Genomic DNA, 19,727 nt, shown 5'->3' with positions numbered 1-19,727 from the left:
ATGTTCTCAGTGAAAATAACTGGGAACATCTTTTTTGTGCCCATAAAAGAGGAGAGATAAAAATGGAACAGAAAGAGACTGTCTGTTCAGTTGCGAAGAAATGCGGCGGTTGCCGTTATCAGGGTGTATCCTACCAGGAGCAGCTTCGCAGGAAACAGAGAATTACAGAAGGCCTTCTGAAAAAATTCGGAAAAGTAGAGCCGATTATTGGAATGGAAGATCCCTATTATTACAGAAACAAAGTTCATGCAGCTTTTGGCCGTGACCGGAAGGGAAACGTAATTTCCGGGATTTATGAGGAGAAGAGTCATAGGATCGTTTCCGTAGATGACTGTATGATCGAAGATAAAAAAAGTCAGGAGATCATCCGTACCATACGTGGTATGCTGAAATCCTTTAAGATCAAGACCTATGATGAGGATACAGGATATGGACTTCTCCGCCATGTGCTTGTGCGGAGAGGCTTTTCCACAGGAGAGATCATGGTGGTATTAGTTACGGTTTCTCCAATATTTCCATCTAAGAATAACTTTGTAAAAGCTCTCCGTAAAGAGCATCCGGAGATCACTACGGTGGTTCTCAATGTCAATGACAGACAGACAAGCATGGTACTTGGAGACCGCAATATCGTACTTTACGGACCGGGATTCATCAAAGATCGACTTATGGGACTGACCTTCCGTATTTCTCCATCTTCTTTTTATCAGGTAAATCCTGTGCAGACAGAAGTACTTTACGGAAAGGCTATGGAGTTTGCGGCAATGACAGGAAAAGAGAGGGTGATCGATGCTTACTGCGGCACAGGTACTATCGGGATCATCGCTTCCGGGAATGCCAGGGATGTCATTGGTGTAGAACTGAACCGTGATGCTATCCGTGATGCCAGAATGAATGCCAGGGAAAACAAGATCCGTAATGTTCGTTTTGTTCCGGGAGATGCAGGATGGTTTATGGAAGGAATGGCAGCAGAGGGAGAGAAGGTGGAGGTTGTTCTCATGGATCCGCCACGTTCCGGAAGTGACCGTAAATTCCTTCACTCCCTTTTGACTCTTTCACCGGAAAAAATTGTTTATGTATCCTGCAACCCGGAAACCCTAGCAAGAGATCTTGCCTGCCTTACTAAGAGAGATTACCTGGTAAAGAAGATGCAGCCGGTTGATATGTTCCCGCTCACCGATTCAGTGGAGGTTGTTTGCCTTCTGGAGAATCGTAGGATCAGACCGGGAAGAGCTTAGATTTTTGGCAGCTCACAGTGATATGCGATGCCAAGGGGCGTAACAAGAAGCGGATGGACCGGACGGTATACCGGAAGCTTCAGCCTCTTTTCAAAAACGGTAGTAAATTCCTTAAACATGGAAGAACCGCCAACTACATAAACAGCCGGAACCTGATAGCCCTTTAGAAATTTCTCGGTGATCACAGCCATTTTTTCTACAGTGGCCTTGATCACAGGGAAAATTTCGTCTTCTTTTTCCGGAGTAGTTTTCAATACTTCGGCTTCCTCATAAGGAATCTTATAGTGACCGGCGACTGTCATGGTCATATGGCTGCCGCCAGTAGCCTCATCATCGGTGTAGATAACTTTTCCGTCTTTCAGGATGCTGATACCGGTTGTGCCGCCACCCACATCCACAACAGCACCGTCTGTGATCTTAAGGACAGCAGCTGCGGCAGTAGGCTCGTCTACGATATTTGTAACTTCGAAACCGGCACCCTCCAGAACATAGCCGATGCTTTTGACACTGCCTTCGGAAACTCCGGGAGGAATGGCAGCAGCACCGTAAGTAAGTTCTGTGCCAAGCCTTTCCTCCAGCTCATTTTTAAGCTTTGTCACAAGCTGGACAGATTCATAGTAATTGACGATCACTCCATCCTGGATCGCATGGGATGGTGCGGAAATTCCGGCTATGGGACGGTTATTTCGGTCGACAACGGCAAGAACGGTATTGGCAGTACCAAGGTCGATGCCTGTCTTCAGACGACCGCGGAATTTTTTGCATTCACCTGTCTCTACAAGTTCTGCAAAATTGGATAAAGTTCTGTTTTTTAATTCCATTCAAAATACTCCATTTCTTTCAGACAGGGACAAAAAGAATTTTGCCCCTGATATGAATTTTAATAATTGCGGCCGGTAAAGATGGCAACGGATCTGGGCCGCATGCAAAAATCGTGTTCAATGCGTGGCTCCTGGCCTTTTTCGTAGAAATAACGGCCATTTCCGTCACCGAACGTGTTGACACAGAGATACCATGCACCGGGACGGGCAAGCTCCGGAAGTGTGACCGTTACGTCCTCCCAGTATGCGTTGATCACAATGTAGATCAGGTCATCGGTGCCTTTGCTCTTATCATAGCCTGCAAAGCTTACAGCGAAGGTGTGGGCATCTCTTGGAATGGTCACATCCCTTGCGTCAATGTTATGGGTGTGGATATTTTCCATACCGCATACAGCGTTGGGAAGCTTCCGGGAGATAACAGGGTGGTCTTTACGGAACCGGATCATAAATTTGAAAAATTCAAAAAGATCGTGATTTTTCTCCAGAAGCTTCCAGTTGATCCATGAGGTTTCGTTATCCTGACAGTAGGTATTGTTATTTCCGTGTTTTGTGTTTCCGAATTCATCACCTGCAAGGAACATCGGGGTTCCGCGGCTGGACATCAGTACAGCACAGGCATTTCGTATCATGCGGAAGCGGAGGGAGAGCACTTCGGGGTTGGTGGAATCGCCCTCTTCTCCACAGTTCCAGCTGCGGTTATCGTTGGAACCGTCGGTGTTATTCCAGCCGTTTGCTTCGTTGTGTTTTTCATTGTAGGAATAAAGATCATACATGGTGAAGCCATCGTGGCAGGTAAGGAAATTGACACAGGAATTGTATCCTGCATAATTGTCATTATGATCAGAATAAAAGCCTCCGTACAGATCACCGGAACCGGAAATACTCCATGCAGCGTCCCAGGCATTCCAGAAATCTCCCTTTAGGAAGGAACGGAGGCAGTCACGGTAACGGCCATTCCATTCAGCCCATCTGCGGCTGGCAGGGAAAGAACCAACCTGATACAGCCCGCCGGCATCCCAGGCTTCTGCGATCAGTTTGACATTTCTAAGGACCGGATCGTAAGCGAGAAGCTCCAGAAGGGGCGGATTGTTAAGTGGAGAACCGTCCTCATGGCGTCCGAGAATGCTGGCAAGATCGAAGCGGAAGCCGTCCACACGGTAGTTGATGGTCCAGTAACGTAAGCATTCAAGGATCATCTGACGTACAATGGGATGGTTACAGTTCAGAGTATTTCCACATCCGCTAAAATTGTAGTAATTTCCCTCTGGAGTTAGCATATAATAAACCTTATTGTCAAAGCCCTTAAAGCAGAAGGTTTTTCCCAGCTCGTTTCCTTCGGCGGTATGATTGAATACAACATCAAGAATTACTTCGATGCCATTTTCGTGGAGCTCACGGATCAGCTCTTTCAGCTCAGTTCCCTCACAGTTATGCTCCGGCTTGGAAGCATAGCTGGTGTTTGGAGAAAAGAAGTTGACAGAATTGTATCCCCAGTATTCCAGAAGCCGTTTGCCATTTACAGTACGGGCATTCATATTCTCGTCGAACTCGAAGATCGGCATCAGCTCTACGGCGTTGATCCCCAGTTCCTTGAGATAAGGGATCTTTTCACGAAGACCGGCAAAGGTTCCCGGGTGCATAACACCGGAAGAAGAATCCTGTGTAAAGCCGCGGACGTGAAGCTCATAGATGATCAGGTCACTGATCTTACGGGTGGACTGCGGCATGTCTTCCCAGTCAAAGGAATCACGTACCACACGGGCATGATAGCTTCCGATCTTTTGCTGGCCCCATTCACGCTGACCGGCAACGGCTTTGGCATAAGGATCAAGAAGAACCTTTGTCTTATCGAAGATGTGACCCTTTTCCGGTTCGTAAGGACCGTCAATGCGGTAGCCGTACTCCAGATCTTCGATGTCCAGTCCCATGACGATCATGGAGTAGACATCACCGATACGACAGGCATTGGGAAAAGGAAGGACTGCGAAGGGTTCCTCTTCTCCGGAGTGGAAAAGAAGAAGCTCGCAGGATGTACCGTGGCGGGTATGTGCGGTAAAGTTGACTCCGTTGGAAAGAGGAGTAGCGCCATTTAATTCAAAAAACCCGGGACGTACAGGAAATCCCGCAATAATATCTGTGGGCCGGGATGTCAGTGTATTCTCAGAGAGCATAGTCTGATTCTGTGTTTTCATTTCCGGTATCCTCCTTGGTGAAAATTTTTTTACAAACAAAAATATTATAACTGATTTTCAGAAAAAAGTACAGGCTGGGTTGTTGAGAACAAAGTGAACAGCAGCATTCTAATAACGCGGGAACCTTCGGGAAAATCTTCTTGAGGTTTTTGACGGGAAGGCTTACAATATGAACCAGAAACTTTGAAAATGTAAGGAAAGGAATAATAGCAGTATGAATGAAGAAACACTGGAGATTTCTTTTGACCAGATAGAGAAAGAACGGGGGAAATATCTTCTGATAGATACCCGTGATAAAGTAACTGTAGAATATGGAATGATCCCGGGAGCAATCTCTGTTCCGGAACAGGAACTGGAAGAGCGGGCAGAAGAACTGAGGGGGGATAAGATACCGGTCCTTTACTGTACAAGAGGGCTTTTCAGCCAGGAGGGTGCAGAGATGCTCCGGGAAAAAGGAATTCCCGCACTGAGCCTGAAAGGTGGATATACAGGATGGCTTTTTCAGCAGATGCAGAAAGAATCCGGTAAAGAGGACAGTGAAGAAGAGGAAAATGATGCAATGGAACAGCGGCGGAAGGATATCGAGCTGAGTATCCGCAAAAAGTTCCATAAGCAGCTGTTTTCCAGATTTGCTAGGGGAATCAACGATTATGAGCTGGTGAAGCCGGGAGATAAGATAGCAGTCTGTATTTCCGGTGGTAAGGATTCTATGCTGATGGCCAAACTGTTCCAGGAACTGAAGCGTCATAACAAGTTTCCCTTTGAACTGGTGTTTCTTGTGATGGATCCGGGATATAATGAGGCAAACCGTGCGGTGATCGAGCACAATGCCAGGCTTCTCGGGATTCCGATCACAGTGTTTGAGACTGAGATCTTCGATGCGGTTTATAATATAGAAAAATCCCCATGCTATCTCTGTGCCCGTATGAGAAGGGGCTATCTTTACAGCAAGGCAAAGGAGCTTGGCTGCAACAAGATCGCTCTTGGACATCACTATGATGATGTGATCGAGACGATCCTGATGGGAATGCTTTACGGAGCGCAGGTACAGACTATGATGCCGAAGCTCCATAGTACAAATTTTGAGGGAATGCAGCTGATCCGTCCTATGTATCTGATCCGGGAGGCAGATATCAAACACTGGAGAGATTATAATGACCTTCATTTTATCCAGTGTGCATGTAAATTTACCGATACCTGTACTACCTGTCGTACAGATGGTACCAGTGTTTCCAAGAGAATGGAGATCAAGAATCTGATCGCAGAACTTAAGAAGGTAAATCCACATGTAGAAAGTAATATTTTCCGAAGTGTGGAAAATGTTAATCTTCATACAGTTATCGCATACAAAAAAGATGGAGTGAAACATTCTTTTCTGGAAGGGTATGAGGACTGACAGATATAAATAAAAGCTGCTCAGGCGTTAGCCCGGGCAGCTTTTACTTTTTCCCGCTGTTTGGTAAGATCATAATATTCATCAGAGATGATCCCGCGACTGGAAAGTGCTTCGTAGGTTTTCTGCTGTGCGGGGGTCATCTTCATTCCGATCGTGGAATTGACATCGGTCAGTACGCAGCTTGTTTTTTCTACCAGCCAGAAAAGTGCGGAATCATCATCGGGGATCATTTTCCAGATTTCGTTTTCTGTATATGGAAGAAGGGACATGAGAGTTTTTAAGTGTCCATCCTGGATCAGACGGTAATCCCCGTCCGGCATGATGATGCCATCGCCATAGAGTTCTTTTTTCTGTTCCATTTTCTGCAGAAGTTTTTCTGTGAGTTTCATGATCGGCTCCTTGATCTTTATTATTTCAACAGTTTTCAGGCACTGCTTTTTTATGAAGTTAAAAAAATAACAATCAGCGTCTATTGTATGAAGCGGCGACAAAAATGTCAAGAGGTTAAAAAGATTTTCGATGCTTATGAATGATTTTTGTTGTGCAATTTGTTTGCTTTTGTGAGGATTAAAGGTTAAAATTATGTAAAAATTATCGTAAAATAAGATCTTCTGTGGTATAATATGAATATTCAAAAAATTCAAGGAAGGACGATGCAGATGTTGAAAAACTGGAACCCGGAACAGATTCCGGAAAAAGAGGATATCAAAGTGCGTTTAAGCGCTGCAAGAACCAGATTATATGAATTGCAGATGGCTCTGAAAGAGCATAAGATTCCGGTGATCGTGTTGTTTGAAGGCTGGGGAGCTTCCGGAAAAGGAAGTACCATAAGCAAGGTGATCAAGAATATCGATCCTCGTTTCTTCAAAGTTGCGACTATGTCAGCGCCTACAGAGGAAGACCTTCGGAAACCATTTCTTTACCGATATTTCAGGGAAATCCCGGAAGCGGGCAAGTTTACATTTCTGGATTCAGGATGGATGGATCAGACCTGTCGTGAACGTATGGATAAAAAGCTGAAGGGTGACAATTATGTAAAACGGATTGACAGTATCCGGAGATTTGAACGTCAGCTGACGGATAATGGATATGTGCTCCTGAAATTTTTTATGCAGATCGACCGGAAAGAACAAGAAAAACGTATGGGCATTCTTCTGGAAAGCAAGGATACCAGATGGAGAGTCAATGAATATGATCTCTGGCAGAATGATCATTATAAGAAGTGCAGAAAGATTTTTGACCAGTATATGCAGGATACCAATACATCTGCGGCTCCATGGTATATTGTCGATGCCGGTGACCGGAAGTGGGCAGAACTGCAGGTGCTGGAAACCATGATCAGCAATATAGAGGTTGCCATGGAAAACAGCAAACATGCCGTGCCGATCCTGCAGAATGTTTTTCCTCTGGTGGAGATGCCCAGATTAAGCGAGATTCCTCTGGATGGAAAAGAAGTGGGGGATGAAGAATACAAGGCAGAGCTTAAGGAACTGCAGGCAAAGCTTGGAAGCCTGCATAACCGTCTTTACCGAAAAAGAGTGCCTGTGATCATCACCTATGAAGGCTGGGATGCTGCCGGAAAGGGAGGAAATATCAAGAGGATCACGGAGGCTCTTGATCCCCGTGGATTTGAGGTACATCCTATCGCAAGTCCGGAGCCTCATGAAAAAGCCCGTCATTATCTGTGGCGTTTCTGGACAAGGCTTCCCAAGGATGGTCACATTGCCATCTTTGACCGGACGTGGTACGGAAGAGTGATGGTAGAACGTCTGGAGGGCTTCTGCAGCGAGAATGACTGGAGACGTGCCTACAATGAGATCAATGAATTTGAGAAGGAGCTTTCTGACTGGGGCGCTGTGATCGTGAAATTCTGGGTCCACATTGATAAGGACACCCAGCTTGCCAGGTTCAACGACCGCCAGAGCAATCCGGAAAAACAGTGGAAGATCACGGATGAGGACTGGAGAAACCGTGAAAAATGGGATCAGTATGAAACAGCAGTAGATGAGATGCTTCAGAAAACCAGCACTGCTTATGCACCATGGCACATTCTGGAATCCGTAGATAAGAAATATGCAAGGCTGAAGGCGCTTCGGATCGTGATCGAAGAAATTGAGAAAGCGCTGAAATAAGAGATAAAAGCTGCGGCAGGATAACAGATATTCTGCTGCAGCTTTTTGTCTGAAGAGAGATGAATCAATTCCGGAGATAGTTTCGCATACTGCGAAGAGCATGTTTTTCCAGTCGGCTGACCTGAGCCTGGGAGATACCAATCTCATCAGCTACCTCCATTTGGGTTTTTCCCTCGTAGAAGCGGAGATCGATAATGTGACGTTCACGCTCTCCAAGCCGGTTCATGGCATCTCGAAGAGAAATATCCTCCACCCAGTTTTCTTCTAGGTTCTTTTTATCACTGATCTGATCCATAACATATAGGGTATCTCCGCCTTCGGAATACACGGGCTCAAAAAGGCTTACCGGGCTCTGGATCGCATCCATGGCATAGACGATCATTTCCTTGTCGATACCGATCTCATCAGCGATTTCTGCAATGGTAGGCTCTTTGAGATGCTGCCGCATATAGTTTTCCCGGGTATAGATGGTTTTGTAAGCGATATCCCGCAGAGAACGGCTGACCCGTATGCTGTTGTTATCACGGAGATATCTTCGGATCTCTCCGATGATCATGGGAACTGCATAGGTGGAAAATTTTACCTGAAGAGTGGTGTCGAAATTATCGATCGCTTTGATCAGGCCGATGCAGCCGATCTGAAAAAGGTCATCCGGATTTTCACTGCTGTTCTGAAAACGCCGGATCACGCTTAAAACAAGCCGCAGATTGCCTTTGATGTACAATTCCCTGGCTTCTTCATCGCCAGCTTTGATTCTTTTAAAGAGCTCCGCCTTTTCTTCCTGATCGAGAACGGGAAGGGTTGAGGTATTTACTCCGCAGATTTCAACTTTATTCAGTGCCATCTTAGAATCCTCCTTGTCTTGTCAGTACATTAAGATGATTCTCAGAGGGCGGTTGAAATATACTTTTTCAGGGAAAATATAAAAAATAAAGGGCCTTGACAATAAGGAGGTATTTATTCTCCGGACAGCAGTTTTTCATTACGGAAATCAACAAGGATGATATCTTCGCCGATCTGGCGGATGCAGTCCCATGGAATGGAATATTCATTTTCTTTGGAAAAACACCAGCAAAATTTTCCCGGTTCCGGCATGATCAGGGCTTTCAGACGTGCGGTTTCACAGCAGAATTCCACATCAAGAGGGCAGCCAAGACTGCGGCAGGTATGGATATTGATCACTTCTTTTTGTTTCAGCTCACAGATGCGCATAAATTCATCACCTGGTATGATTTTATGGAAAATCTGTAAAATTTATGCAAGTCCGATTATTGACACATTATGTGCATTTATTTTATAATAAAAACAAATTTAGTAATGATTTACTGATCCGGAAAGGGGGAGAGTTCTGTGAGATGTCCGTTCTGTAACCAGGATAATACAAGAGTTGTAGATTCCAGACCTGTAGAGGATACCAATTCCATCCGCCGCCGCCGTCTCTGTGATGCCTGCGGAAAGCGTTTTACAACTTATGAGAAGGTGGAAACGATTCCGCTGACTGTGATCAAGAAGGATCAGAACCGGGAAAGCTATAAACGTTCCAAGATCCAGGATGGTGTTCTTCGTGCTTGCTATAAGCGCCCCATTCCCATTGAGAGAGTGGAAGAGATGATCGATTCCATAGAAGGAGATATTTTCCGGTCAGAAGACCGTGAGATCAGCAGTACCAAGATCGGAGAGATCGTTATGGAGCATCTGAAGGATCTGGATGCGGTGGCGTATGTACGATTTGCGTCTGTATACAGAGAGTTTAAAGATGTCAGTACCTTTATGGATGAGCTGAAGAAGCTGATCAATTAAGAGATTAAATGAATAGACTGCAAATGCAGGAGATTTCAGGCCGATTGTCAAAAGACAACCGGCCTTTTTTGAAACATGAATGTTCGATTTTTCAGAGATCGTAAAAGTGGATACAAAAAAACAGGAACCGCCTGGGAAAAATCCTCTGCGGTCCCTGCTATAAATATATATTAATGATTCAGGAAACTTAATTAAACAATACCCTGAGCTTTCATAGCGTCAACAACTTTTTCGAAGCCGGCGATGTTTGCACCTACAACATAGTTGTCTTCCATACCGTAACGTTTAGCAGCGTCATCAGCTTTGTGGAAGATATCGATCATGATGTGGTGGAGTTTCTCATCAACCTCTTCTCTTGTCCAGGAAAGTCTCATGGAGTTCTGGCTCATCTCAAGTGCAGATGTGGCAACACCGCCAGCGTTTGCGGCTTTACCAGGCATGAAGAGAACACCGTTCTCCTGAAGGTATGTTGTTGCATCAAGAGTAGTAGGCATGTTTGCACCTTCAACGACGTATTTGCAGCCATTTGCAACCAGTGTTTTAGCTCCGTCAAGACCAAGCTCGTTCTGAGTAGCACATGGAAGGTAGATATCACATTTGATATTCCAGATGCCAAGTCCCTCAGTGTAGGTAGCACCCTCAACACGGTCTGCATATTCTTTGATACGTCCACGTTTTACTTCTTTGATATCCTTTACGACGTCAAGGTTGATTCCGTTCGGATCGTAGACATATCCGTTGGAGTCGTTCATTGCAACAACCTTGGCACCAAGCTGAGTAGCTTTCTCAACAGCGTAAATAGCTACATTACCGGAACCTGTTACAACGATTGTTTTTCCTTCTACGGAATCATTGTGAGCTTTGGCGATCTCGTTGAGCATGTATACAACACCGTAACCGGTAGCCTCTGTACGGATCAGGGAACCTCCGAAGGAAAGACCCTTTCCTGTAAGGACACCCTCATAAAGGCCACGGATTCTCTTATACTGTCCGAAGAGATAACCGATCTCACGTCCGCCGACACCGATGTCACCAGCCGGAACATCTGTATCTGCGCCGATATATTTGCAAAGCTCTGTCATAAAGCTCTGGCAGAATGCCATAACCTCTCTGTCAGATTTACCCTTAGGATCGAAGTTGGAGCCACCTTTTCCACCGCCGATCGGAAGACCTGTAAGAGAGTTTTTAAAGGTCTGCTCAAAACCAAGGAATTTCAGGATACCCTGATTTACAGAAGGATGGAATCTTAAGCCGCCTTTGTATGGTCCGATGGCGCTGTTGAACTGAACACGATATCCCTTGTTAACCTGTACAGTTCCGTTATCATCGATCCACGGTACTTTGAAGGAGATGATCCTCTCTGGCTCTACAAGACGCTCAAGGATGGAAAGTTTACGATACTCTTCCTCATTTTTGTCAATTACGACTTTAAGGGAATCGAGAACTTCCTTAACTGCCTGATGGAATTCTGGCTCGCCAGGATTCTGTGCTACAACTCTTTCATAAACTTCTTCTGTGTAAGACATTGTTGTTTCCTCCTCATCACATATTAAATTGCGTTGAAAACTAAATTCGAGTGCTATTATACATTAACATGCTAAAAAAGGGAAGTGCTAAATTTGATTTTTTTAAATTTTTATTTCTTGCGTTGAAAGCCTAAATGTGAGATGATATAGAATAAATATTTTTTGACTATGAAATTAAAATGGTTAAATAATAGTGAAAATTAGAAGAGGAGTGGTTTTTATGAGAACATTCGGGAAATCATCAAAGCTTGACAACGTGCTGTACGATGTGCGCGGACCGGTTGTGGATGAGGCTGCCAGAATGGAAGAAGATGGAATGGAGATTCTGAAGCTGAATATTGGTAATCCGTATCCATTTGGGTTTTCAGCACCTCAGGAAGTGATCTTGGATATGCTGAGTAATGTTCGTACTTCCCAGGGATATTCCGATTCCAAGGGCATTTTTTCTGCAAGAAAAGCGATCATGCAGTATGCACAGCTTCGCGGGATCCCGGGAGTTACCATTAATGATATTTATACGGGAAATGGTGTCAGTGAACTGATCAACCTCTGTATGCAGGCGCTGCTTGATAACGGGGATGAGATCCTGATCCCGGCTCCGGATTATCCGCTGTGGACAGCTACTGCAACACTGGCAGGCGGAAATGTAGTTCATTATATCTGTGACGAACAGTCTGACTGGTATCCGGATATTGAGGATATCAAGAGCAAGATCACACCAAGGACCAAGGCGATCGTTATCATCAATCCCAATAACCCTACAGGTGCAGTATATCCGAAGGAGATCCTGGAACAGATTGCAGACATTGCAAGAGAAAATGAGCTGATCATCTTTTCTGATGAGATCTATGACCGTCTTGTTATGGATGGATATAAACATACATCGATTGCATCCCTTGCACCCGATGTGTTCTGTGTAACATTTTCAGGATTGTCCAAGTCTCATATGATCGCAGGTTTCCGCATCGGATGGATGATTTTAAGTGGTGCAAAAAGTAAGGCGAAGGGTTATATAGAGGGAATCAATATGCTCTCTTCCATGCGTCTCTGTTCAAATGTTCCGGCACAGTCCATTGTACAGACTGCACTTGGCGGATATCAGAGTGTCAATGAATATACGCAGCCGGGCGGACGTGTTTATGAGCAGAGAGACTTTGTTTACAAGGCACTGAATGATATTCCGGGAATTTCCGTTGTAAAACCACATGCGGCATTTTATATATTCCCGAAGATCGATACTGAGAAATTCAATATTTTCAATGATGAACAGTTTGCTTTGGATTTTCTTCATGAGAAACAGGTGCTTGTTGTTCCGGGCAAGGGATTCAACTGGAACCAGCCGGATCACTTCCGTATTGTTTATCTGCCGGATATCCGCCAGCTTGACAAGGCAATGAAGAAGATGAAAGAGTTCTTTGCTACATATAAGCAGGGCTGATCGCAGATAGACAAGAAGAGATTTGCGATCCGCATTCGCTGCCTGCTCATAACCGATAAACTGTAAAGCAGGTATTCGGTTATATTTTCGGCATAGACCGGAACCGAAAAAAATGTTATAATATATCTGAAATATCCCGGCCAGCTACGCCGGGATATACAAATAAGACCAGAATTGCTTGAGAGGGGAATGAGGAGGGACCGTTATCGAACAGCAATAAAACAGAAATCGAAAGGGGAAATAACTGATGAGCAAATTCAACATGAAAGTGACACCTGAGATTGAGAAACTTACCCAGATCTGTCGTGAGAATGACAAACTGGATCTGTCTTTATATGGCAAATACGATGTCAAGCGAGGCTTGCGTGACCTGAATGGAAAGGGTGTCCTTGCAGGACTGACCCAGATCTCCAATGTCCAGGCAACGAAGATCGTGGACGGAAAAGAGGTTCCCTGCGCAGGTAAGCTTTCTTATCGCGGGTATGACATTAAGGATCTGACAAATGGTTTTATCAATGACCGGCGCTTCGGTTTTGAGGAAGTAACCTATCTGCTTCTTTTCGGAAAGCTTCCGGATCAGGAAGAACTGAATGGATTTTCCGGGATTCTTGCGAACCAGCGTATGCTTCCGCGGAATTTTGTAAGGGATGTCATTATGAAGGCACCATCCAGAGATATTATGAACGCTCTGTCAAGAAGCGTGCTGACACTTTATTCCTACGACAAAGACCCGGATAATATTGAACTGGAGAATGTGCTCCGTCAGTGTATCAACCTGATCAGCGTTTTCCCGCTGTTATCTGTTTATGCATATCAGGCCTATAACCACTATGAGAAAGGCAAGAGTCTTTATATCCATCAGCCTAAAAAGGAGCTTTCCACAGCTGAGAATATCCTGCGTCTGTTAAGACCGGATAAGAAGTATACGGCACTGGAGGCAGAGATCCTTGATATTGCTCTGATCCTTCATATGGAGCATGGCGGTGGTAATAACTCTACTTTTACTACACATGTGGTTTCCTCTTCCGGGACAGATACGTATTCTGCGATCGCGGCAGCACTAGGTTCTCTGAAAGGCCCGAAACACGGCGGTGCCAACATCAAAGTCGTAAAAATGTTTAACGATATGCGTGAACACGTACATGACTACAGTGATGAAGAGGAGATCAGTGCATACCTTAAGAAGCTTCTTCATAAAGAGGCCTTTGATAAACGTGGACTGATCTATGGTATGGGACATGCGATCTATTCTGTTTCAGATCCACGTGCAGAAGTCTTTAAAGGCTATGTGGAACAGCTTGCAAGAGAAAAGGGCAGAATGAAGGATTATCAGCTGTATGCTGCAGTAGAGCGTCTTGCACCAAAGGTTATCGCAGAGGAGCGTAAGATCTATAAGGGTGTCAGTGCCAATGTGGATTTTTACAGCGGATTTGTTTACAGCATGCTGGATCTGCCGCTGGAGCTTTACACACCGATGTTTGCTATTGCACGTATCGTAGGCTGGAGCGCACATCGTATGGAAGAGCTTATCAATGTGGATAAGATCATCCGTCCCGCATATAAGAATGTCCTTCCGGAAGCAGAGTATATTCCTCTTTGCGAGCGATAGGAAAGGACTGAGGTGGAATAGATGTTCAGATGTTTTTTTCCGGATGAATATCTGGATTCTGCGTATGGGATCGATTATGAGAAGCTGTACAAAGAAGGATACAGAGGGTTGCTCTTCGATATCGATAATACTATTGTTCCCCACGGGGCACCGGCAGATGACCGGGCAAAGAAACTGTTTGAAAAGCTAAGGACTCTCGGGTTTCGATACTGTTTTGTATCCAATAACCAGAAACCTCGTGTGGAGCCCTTTGCCAAAGCAGTAGAGGGGGATTTTATAGAAAATGCCCATAAACCGGCTGGGAAAAATTATAAAAAAGCCTGCCAGGTGATCGGAATCGATCTTGACAGGACGATCTTTATAGGAGATCAGTTGTTTACGGATATTTATGGAGCAAAGAGGGCGGGGATCCGGACGATCCTTGTGAAACCGATTCATCCAAAAGAGGAGATCCAGATCGTGCTGAAGCGTTATCTGGAAAAAATAGTATTACATTTTTACCAAAAAGAGGAGGGAAAGAATTCATGAACCATATTGTAATCATCGGCTTTATGGGTTCAGGAAAGACACGAGTTGGAAAGAGACTGGCGAAGGACCTGGGGCTTCCGTTTATTGACGTGGACAGACTGATCGTGAAAAAAATGAACATGTCAGTAAAGGAGGTATTTGAACGCTTTGGAGAAGCATTTTACCGTGCGCTGGAGACTATGGCAGTCAAGGAACTGTCCACAGACAGCGAACGGAAGGTAATCTCTGTAAGTGCGGGATTGCCTCTTCAGGAGCAGAACCAGAAATATCTCCAGAGTATGGGAACGATCATCTATCTGAAGGGATCTGCTGCAACGTTGATCAAACGTCTGGAAGGAAGTAACAATCCCACATTGGAAGGAACTGAGAATAAAGAAGAGAAGATCAAGAAACTTCTGAAACAGAGAGATCCAGTTTATGAGAAGTTTGCGGACATTAAAGTTGTCACAGGAGTGAAGCCTTTTGATGAGCTGATCGCAGAAATTGAAGAAAAATTGAAGGCTTAAACAAAAAAACAGTTGAAAAATGGCAAAAGGTATTATAGAATAATCCATAGCGAAAAAGAACCGCATATATTAAGGAGGAAATATTTATGATTTCAGCAGGTGATTTCAAAAATGGTATCACACTTGAAATTGATGGAAACGTATGTCAGATCGTTGAATTCCAGCATGTAAAACCAGGAAAAGGCGCAGCCTTTGTAAGAACAAAATACAAGAACATTATCACAGGCTCTGTAGTAGAGAAATCCTTCCGTCCTACAGAGAAATTCCCGGCAGCACGTATTGAGCGTGTAGATATGCAGTATCTGTATCAGGATGGTGGTTTATACTACTTCATGAATACAGAGACATATGATCAGGTTGGTCTTACAGAGGAGCAGGTTGGCGATTCTCTGAAATTTGTTAAGGATAATGAGATGGTTAAGGTTTGCTCTCATAACGGAGAGGTATTCGCAATCGAGCCACCTCTTTTTGTAGAGCTTGAGGTTATTGAGACAGAGCCAGGATTCGCAGGAAATACAGCACAGGGTGCTACCAAACCGGCAACTGTTGAGACAGGTGCACAGGTTCAGGTTCCTCTGTTCGTAAACCAGGGCGACAAACTGAAGATCGATACAAGAACAGGTGAGTATCTCTCACGTGTATAATGCAGCAAAAAACCCGCGTAAGCGGGTTTTTTTGTGCCATAAAATTAAAAGATCATTTTGACAGTATTTAAAATACCAAAGTTTGAATGCATATTCCAGACTGTACAGGTAAGAAAAACTGTACAGTCTGGACTTTTTTTGAAATATCCTTGACACGAAAAATCATTCTGGTATAATTAAACCCAGTCAAAAAACTGACTAAGAAGTTCGTCTGTCCACCAGAGATGACCGGAAATGATCCTGTCACAGAAGTCTTTTAAGGGCTTGTACTGGTTTCGACGGGGGCTTTGAAGTTAGGGAAGCCATCCGCAGACTCCTGGACTGCGTACCAACCGGGAACTAAATATAAACGCAGACGAAAAGTTAGCGTTAGCAGCCTAAGCTGCTCGTCAGCCCCGTTGCACTCACACATCGGGAATCTGGCGTCGACCATGTGAGAAACCTTGCCGGGTAAGCTTTGCCCCGGTAGATGTATCATGAAGCTACTGAAGCAGTAAGCCTGTCGGTGGGCGTACTGCTGAGGGAATGTTAAATCAGCGACTGTGATGGGAGATGCCTTAAGGGATAGGCTTTCGGACAGGGGTTCGATTCCCCTCAGGTCCATTTATGGAACGTCCCGGAAAGACAGCATTTATGCGGCTTTCCGGGAATTTTTTTTACTTTCTTTATTACTCGTGGATATCAGGAAATTCTTCGCAGATATAGAAAGCGATGGTGATAGAATGAAAAAAACTCTGCTTAACAGAAAAAAGCAGAATAAGAAATCTGATTATTATGATTATAATCTGGTAGCTGTTATTGTACTGCTGGTGTGCTTTGGACTGGTCATGCTTTACAGCACCAGTTCATATATGGCAGAAGTGAATTATGGCAACGATATGTTTTATTTTAAGAAACAGGCACTGATCAGTGCAGCATGTCTGATCGGAGCGTTATTTATTTCAAAAATACTGGATTATCATATCCTTCTTCCTTTTACAACTGCGTTGTATGTGGCTTCGCTGATCCTTATGGGACTTGTGCGGACTCCGCTGGGACATTCCTCTCATGGTGCTACCAGATGGCTGTATATCGGACCGATCAACTTTCAGCCTGCCGAGCTGGCAAAGATCGCGGTTATTATCATGATGGCTTACATGATCGGAAAAATGGGACGAAAGGTGAAAACTTTAAAGAGCTGTATGATCCTGGGACTTCCGGGGGCAGGACTTGCGCTTGCGGCTTATATACTTACAGATAACCTGAGTACAGCCATGATCATTTTGGGAATAACAGTTGGAATGGTGTTTGTGGCACATCCGGATATGCGTCCGTTTATTGCTGTGGCAGCGGCAGGAGTGATCCTTATTGTGATCGGAGTACTTTTTCTGGTTGCGACGACCAAGAATAGTGACAGCTTCCGTGTTATGCGAGTACTTGTATGGCTTCAGCCTGAGAAATATTCCGATGAAGGCGGTTATCAGACGCTGCAGGCATTGTATGCCATTGGCTCCGGAGGGCTTTTTGGCCGCGGGCTTGGAAATAGTATCCAGAAGCTTGGAAGTGTTCCGGAAGCACAAAATGATATGATCTTTTCCATTATCTGTGAGGAGCTTGGAATTTTCGGAGGGATTTTTGTACTGATCCTGTTCGGATATCTTTTGTACAGGTTGTTTTTTATTGCGCAGAATGCACCGGATCTGTTTGGCTCACTGATCGTTACCGGGATTTTTATACATATTGCGCTGCAGGTGATCCTTAACATTGCCGTTGTACTGAATCTGATGCCCAATACAGGTGTCACCTTGCCCTTTATCAGTTACGGAGGAACGTCCATTGTGTTCCTGATGCTGGAGATGGCAATAGCTCTCAGCGTGGCCCGTCAGATAAAATTTCAAGAGTAAAATAGTTTTAAAATCAAAATATTTTTGCCCTGGAGCCATTTTTTGGGAAAATCCTCTTGACAACTGTTTTTGCAGACTATATACTTTGCTCAAAAAGAGGAAACAGATTCGATCTGTAACGATTAAAGGAGAGAATAAGACATGTTAGAAAAAATGAAAGAAATGCTTGCAGAGCAGTTAAATTGTGAGGCATCTACAATCACACCGGAGACATCTTTCAAGGATGATCTTGGTGCAGATTCTCTTGACCTGTTTGAACTGGTCATGGCTCTTGAGGATGAGTACAATGTTGAGATCCCGGCAGAGGAGCTTACAGATCTGAACACAGTTGGAGATGTGATCGATTATCTTAAGAACAAAGGCGTAGAAGCATAAGCAGAAATCTAGGATCCTCTGGGACGACAGTGTCTCAGAGGATTTTTTTGTATATGCGAAGATACATGAGAGGGATGGCAGGGTATTCCGCCGGAAAACCTATGGACATTTTGAAGGATTTGGGTATATAATAGCACCTATAAAGAGAAACAACAAAAACGAGGAGAAAAGAAATGACAAAGATCAGAACAAGATTTGCACCGAGCCCTACAGGAAGAATGCATGTGGGTAATTTAAGAACAGCTCTTTATGCTTATTTGATCACAAAACATGAAGGCGGAGATTTTATCCTCCGTATTGAAGATACAGACCAGGAACGTTATGTGGAGGGAGCTGTAGATATCATCTACCGTACTCTTGAGAAAACAGGACTTCTCCATGATGAGGGACCGGACAAGGATGGCGGATTTGGCCCGTATGTACAGAGCGAGCGTCAGGCAACAGGCATGTATCTGAAATATGCCAAACAGCTTATTGAGCAGGGAGATGCATATTACTGCTTCTGCGGCAAGGAAGAACTGGAAAGCATGAAACGTACTGTTGCAGGTAAGGAGATCTCTATTTATGACAAGAGATGTCTCCATCTTTCCAAGGAAGAGGTTCAGCGCCGTCTGGATGCAGGTGAGCCGCATGTTATCCGCTTTAATATGCCAACAGAGGGAACCACTACATTCCATGATGTTATTTACGGAGATATCACCGTTAACAATGAGGAGATGGAGGATTTGATCCTGATCAAATCTGACGGTTATCCGACCTACAACTTCGCAAATGTAATTGATGATCACCTTATGGGAATCACACATGTTGTAAGAGGTAACGAATACCTTTCCTCTTCACCGAAGTATAATCGTATTTATGAGGCATTCGGATGGGAAATCCCGACCTATGTTCACTGTCCGCTGATCACAGACGAGACACATCAAAAGCTTTCCAAGAGATGTGGACATTCTTCCTATGAAGATCTGATCGATCAGGGATTTGTGACAGAGGCAGTGATCAACTATGTTGCACTCCTTGGATGGAGCCCGGCAGACAACCGTGAGATCTTTTCTCTTCCGGAGCTTGTGGAGGCATTTGATTATCATCATATCAACAAATCACCGGCAGTTTTTGACATTGCCAAGCTGAAATGGATGAATGGTGAGTATATCAAGAAGATGGATCCGGAGGCATTCTATGAGAGAGCACTTCCGTATCTGAAAGAAGTTCTGAAAAAAGACTTTGATCTTAAGAAGATTGCAGGAATGGTTCAGACCAGAATTGAAGTATTCCCGGATATTCCGGAGCTTGTAGATTTCTTTGAGGCAGTTCCGGAGTATGACAGTGCGATGTACCGCCACAAAAAGATGAAAACAACAGAGGAGACTTCTCTTGCAGTTCTCAAGGAAGTGCTTCCGGTACTGGAAGCACAGGAGGATTATACCAATGATCCGCTGTATGCATCTTTAAGCGCTTTTGTAAAGGAGCACGGATATAAGAATGGTTATGTTATGTGGCCGCTTCGTACAGCAGTATCCGGCAAGCAGATGACACCGGCCGGTGCAACAGAGATCATGGAGATCATTGGCAAGGAAGAGACACTGAAACGTGTACATGCAGCAATCGAAAAGCTTGAAAATAAATAAGAGTGTGATCGATA

General features: G+C 44.5%; 18 protein-coding genes and 1 other RNA gene. 13 read left to right on the top strand and 6 right to left on the bottom strand.

The features are described from left to right. Positions 1-62: 62 nt before the first annotated feature. Positions 63-1,235, top strand: coding sequence for a 23S rRNA (uracil(1939)-C(5))-methyltransferase RlmD (rlmD, locus tag GPK58_RS06965; protein WP_195635168.1), 1,173 nt, complete (start codon positions 63-65; stop codon positions 1,233-1,235). On the opposite strand, the gene eutJ is transcribed toward rlmD, so the two are convergent. Further along, positions 1,232-2,056: an ethanolamine utilization protein EutJ gene (gene eutJ, locus GPK58_RS06960; RefSeq protein ID WP_015524418.1), complete on the bottom strand. Its 825-nt coding sequence runs from the start codon at positions 2,054-2,056 to the stop codon at positions 1,232-1,234. The two genes, rlmD and eutJ, sit on opposite strands and share 4 nt — an antisense overlap. A 59-nt stretch (positions 2,057-2,115) precedes the next feature. Next, positions 2,116-4,248: a glycogen debranching protein gene (locus GPK58_RS06955; RefSeq protein WP_215638402.1), complete on the bottom strand. Its 2,133-nt coding sequence runs from the start codon at positions 4,246-4,248 to the stop codon at positions 2,116-2,118. Between the two features lie 214 nt (positions 4,249-4,462). Here GPK58_RS06955 and GPK58_RS06950 point away from each other — a divergent pair, with 214 nt between their 5' ends. Continuing rightward, entirely contained in the window at positions 4,463-5,644 is a 1,182-nt protein-coding gene (locus GPK58_RS06950) for an ATP-binding protein (RefSeq protein WP_173723194.1), read from the top strand. A 20-nt stretch (positions 5,645-5,664) separates the two neighbouring features. Here the strand turns inward: GPK58_RS06950 and GPK58_RS06945 are convergent, their stop codons facing one another. Then, positions 5,665-6,033 (bottom strand): hypothetical protein, encoded by a 369-nt coding sequence (locus GPK58_RS06945; protein ID WP_015524421.1) that lies wholly within the window; start codon positions 6,031-6,033, stop codon positions 5,665-5,667. Between the two features lie 270 nt (positions 6,034-6,303). On the opposite strand from GPK58_RS06945, the gene pap reads away from it, so the two are divergent. Then, entirely contained in the window at positions 6,304-7,776 is a 1,473-nt protein-coding gene (gene pap, locus GPK58_RS06940) for a polyphosphate:AMP phosphotransferase (protein WP_129974468.1), read from the top strand. Positions 7,777-7,840: 64 nt separating this feature from the next. Here pap and sigG read toward each other — a convergent pair whose 3' ends face one another. Together sigG and GPK58_RS06930 are read right to left on the bottom strand one after the other, a co-directional pair. Continuing rightward, entirely contained in the window at positions 7,841-8,620 is a 780-nt protein-coding gene (gene sigG, locus GPK58_RS06935; protein ID WP_015524423.1) for an RNA polymerase sporulation sigma factor SigG, read from the bottom strand. 113 nt (positions 8,621-8,733) lie between these two features. Then, positions 8,734-8,988, bottom strand: coding sequence for a YlmC/YmxH family sporulation protein (locus tag GPK58_RS06930; protein ID WP_015524424.1), 255 nt, complete (start codon positions 8,986-8,988; stop codon positions 8,734-8,736). 138 nt (positions 8,989-9,126) lie between these two features. On the opposite strand from GPK58_RS06930, the gene nrdR reads away from it, so the two are divergent. After that, positions 9,127-9,576: a transcriptional regulator NrdR gene (gene nrdR, locus GPK58_RS06925; RefSeq protein WP_021976805.1), complete on the top strand. Its 450-nt coding sequence runs from the start codon at positions 9,127-9,129 to the stop codon at positions 9,574-9,576. A 191-nt stretch (positions 9,577-9,767) separates the two neighbouring features. Here nrdR and gdhA read toward each other — a convergent pair whose 3' ends face one another. Continuing rightward, a complete protein-coding gene (gene gdhA / locus GPK58_RS06920) occupies positions 9,768-11,102 on the bottom strand; it encodes an NADP-specific glutamate dehydrogenase (RefSeq protein WP_021650707.1) in 1,335 nt (444 codons plus the stop codon). Between the two features lie 220 nt (positions 11,103-11,322). Here gdhA and GPK58_RS06915 point away from each other — a divergent pair, with 220 nt between their 5' ends. From GPK58_RS06915 to gltX, 9 genes are all read left to right on the top strand, one after another. Continuing rightward, positions 11,323-12,540, top strand: coding sequence for an aminotransferase class I/II-fold pyridoxal phosphate-dependent enzyme (locus GPK58_RS06915; protein WP_173739533.1), 1,218 nt, complete (start codon positions 11,323-11,325; stop codon positions 12,538-12,540). 247 nt (positions 12,541-12,787) lie between these two features. Continuing rightward, entirely contained in the window at positions 12,788-14,149 is a 1,362-nt protein-coding gene (locus GPK58_RS06910) for a citrate/2-methylcitrate synthase (protein WP_173739532.1), read from the top strand. Between the two features lie 21 nt (positions 14,150-14,170). Continuing rightward, a complete protein-coding gene (locus GPK58_RS06905; RefSeq protein WP_215638401.1) occupies positions 14,171-14,677 on the top strand; it encodes a YqeG family HAD IIIA-type phosphatase in 507 nt (168 codons plus the stop codon). Continuing rightward, complete coding sequence (locus GPK58_RS06900) at positions 14,674-15,183, top strand: shikimate kinase (RefSeq protein WP_015524429.1); 510 nt, start codon at positions 14,674-14,676, stop codon at positions 15,181-15,183. The genes GPK58_RS06905 and GPK58_RS06900 overlap by 4 nt, the downstream gene beginning before the upstream one ends. Positions 15,184-15,269: 86 nt before the next feature. Continuing rightward, complete coding sequence (efp, locus tag GPK58_RS06895; RefSeq protein WP_015524430.1) at positions 15,270-15,827, top strand: elongation factor P; 558 nt, start codon at positions 15,270-15,272, stop codon at positions 15,825-15,827. 260 nt (positions 15,828-16,087) lie between these two features. Continuing rightward, positions 16,088-16,433, top strand: a transfer-messenger RNA (tmRNA) gene (ssrA, locus tag GPK58_RS06890). Positions 16,434-16,549: 116 nt separating this feature from the next. Beyond that, positions 16,550-17,710, top strand: coding sequence for an FtsW/RodA/SpoVE family cell cycle protein (locus GPK58_RS06885; RefSeq protein ID WP_092070471.1), 1,161 nt, complete (start codon positions 16,550-16,552; stop codon positions 17,708-17,710). Positions 17,711-17,851: 141 nt separating this feature from the next. Continuing rightward, positions 17,852-18,085: an acyl carrier protein gene (acpP, locus tag GPK58_RS06880; protein ID WP_015524431.1), complete on the top strand. Its 234-nt coding sequence runs from the start codon at positions 17,852-17,854 to the stop codon at positions 18,083-18,085. Positions 18,086-18,258: 173 nt separating this feature from the next. After that, entirely contained in the window at positions 18,259-19,713 is a 1,455-nt protein-coding gene (gene gltX, locus GPK58_RS06875) for a glutamate--tRNA ligase (RefSeq protein ID WP_015524432.1), read from the top strand. Positions 19,714-19,727 lie beyond the last annotated feature (14 nt).

It is taken from the genome of Blautia sp. MCC270, assembly GCF_018785605.1.
Classification (GTDB): domain Bacteria; phylum Bacillota; class Clostridia; order Lachnospirales; family Lachnospiraceae; genus Blautia_A; species Blautia_A fusiformis.
Note: the sequence above shows the minus strand (reverse complement) of the source record. Positions and strands in the feature narration are given on the sequence as shown.

What these genes read in the sequence shown, in the direction of transcription:
- GPK58_RS06900 (WP_015524429.1), top strand. Translation starts at nt 14,674, where the DNA reads ATGAACCATATTGTAATCATCGGCTTTATGGGTTCAGGAAAGACACGA.
- acpP (WP_015524431.1), top strand. Translation starts at nt 17,852, where the DNA reads ATGTTAGAAAAAATGAAAGAAATGCTTGCAGAGCAGTTAAATTGTGAG.
- rlmD (WP_195635168.1), top strand. Translation starts at nt 63, where the DNA reads ATGGAACAGAAAGAGACTGTCTGTTCAGTTGCGAAGAAATGCGGCGGT.
- GPK58_RS06945 (WP_015524421.1), bottom strand. Translation starts at nt 6,033, where the DNA reads ATGAAACTCACAGAAAAACTTCTGCAGAAAATGGAACAGAAAAAAGAA.
- gdhA (WP_021650707.1), bottom strand. Translation starts at nt 11,102, where the DNA reads ATGTCTTACACAGAAGAAGTTTATGAAAGAGTTGTAGCACAGAATCCT.
- pap (WP_129974468.1), top strand. Translation starts at nt 6,304, where the DNA reads ATGTTGAAAAACTGGAACCCGGAACAGATTCCGGAAAAAGAGGATATC.
- sigG (WP_015524423.1), bottom strand. Translation starts at nt 8,620, where the DNA reads ATGGCACTGAATAAAGTTGAAATCTGCGGAGTAAATACCTCAACCCTT.
- GPK58_RS06930 (WP_015524424.1), bottom strand. Translation starts at nt 8,988, where the DNA reads ATGCGCATCTGTGAGCTGAAACAAAAAGAAGTGATCAATATCCATACC.
- GPK58_RS06915 (WP_173739533.1), top strand. Translation starts at nt 11,323, where the DNA reads ATGAGAACATTCGGGAAATCATCAAAGCTTGACAACGTGCTGTACGAT.
- GPK58_RS06955 (WP_215638402.1), bottom strand. Translation starts at nt 4,248, where the DNA reads ATGAAAACACAGAATCAGACTATGCTCTCTGAGAATACACTGACATCC.
- GPK58_RS06905 (WP_215638401.1), top strand. Translation starts at nt 14,171, where the DNA reads ATGTTCAGATGTTTTTTTCCGGATGAATATCTGGATTCTGCGTATGGG.
- eutJ (WP_015524418.1), bottom strand. Translation starts at nt 2,056, where the DNA reads ATGGAATTAAAAAACAGAACTTTATCCAATTTTGCAGAACTTGTAGAG.
- GPK58_RS06950 (WP_173723194.1), top strand. Translation starts at nt 4,463, where the DNA reads ATGAATGAAGAAACACTGGAGATTTCTTTTGACCAGATAGAGAAAGAA.
- efp (WP_015524430.1), top strand. Translation starts at nt 15,270, where the DNA reads ATGATTTCAGCAGGTGATTTCAAAAATGGTATCACACTTGAAATTGAT.
- gltX (WP_015524432.1), top strand. Translation starts at nt 18,259, where the DNA reads ATGACAAAGATCAGAACAAGATTTGCACCGAGCCCTACAGGAAGAATG.
- GPK58_RS06885 (WP_092070471.1), top strand. Translation starts at nt 16,550, where the DNA reads ATGAAAAAAACTCTGCTTAACAGAAAAAAGCAGAATAAGAAATCTGAT.
- GPK58_RS06910 (WP_173739532.1), top strand. Translation starts at nt 12,788, where the DNA reads ATGAGCAAATTCAACATGAAAGTGACACCTGAGATTGAGAAACTTACC.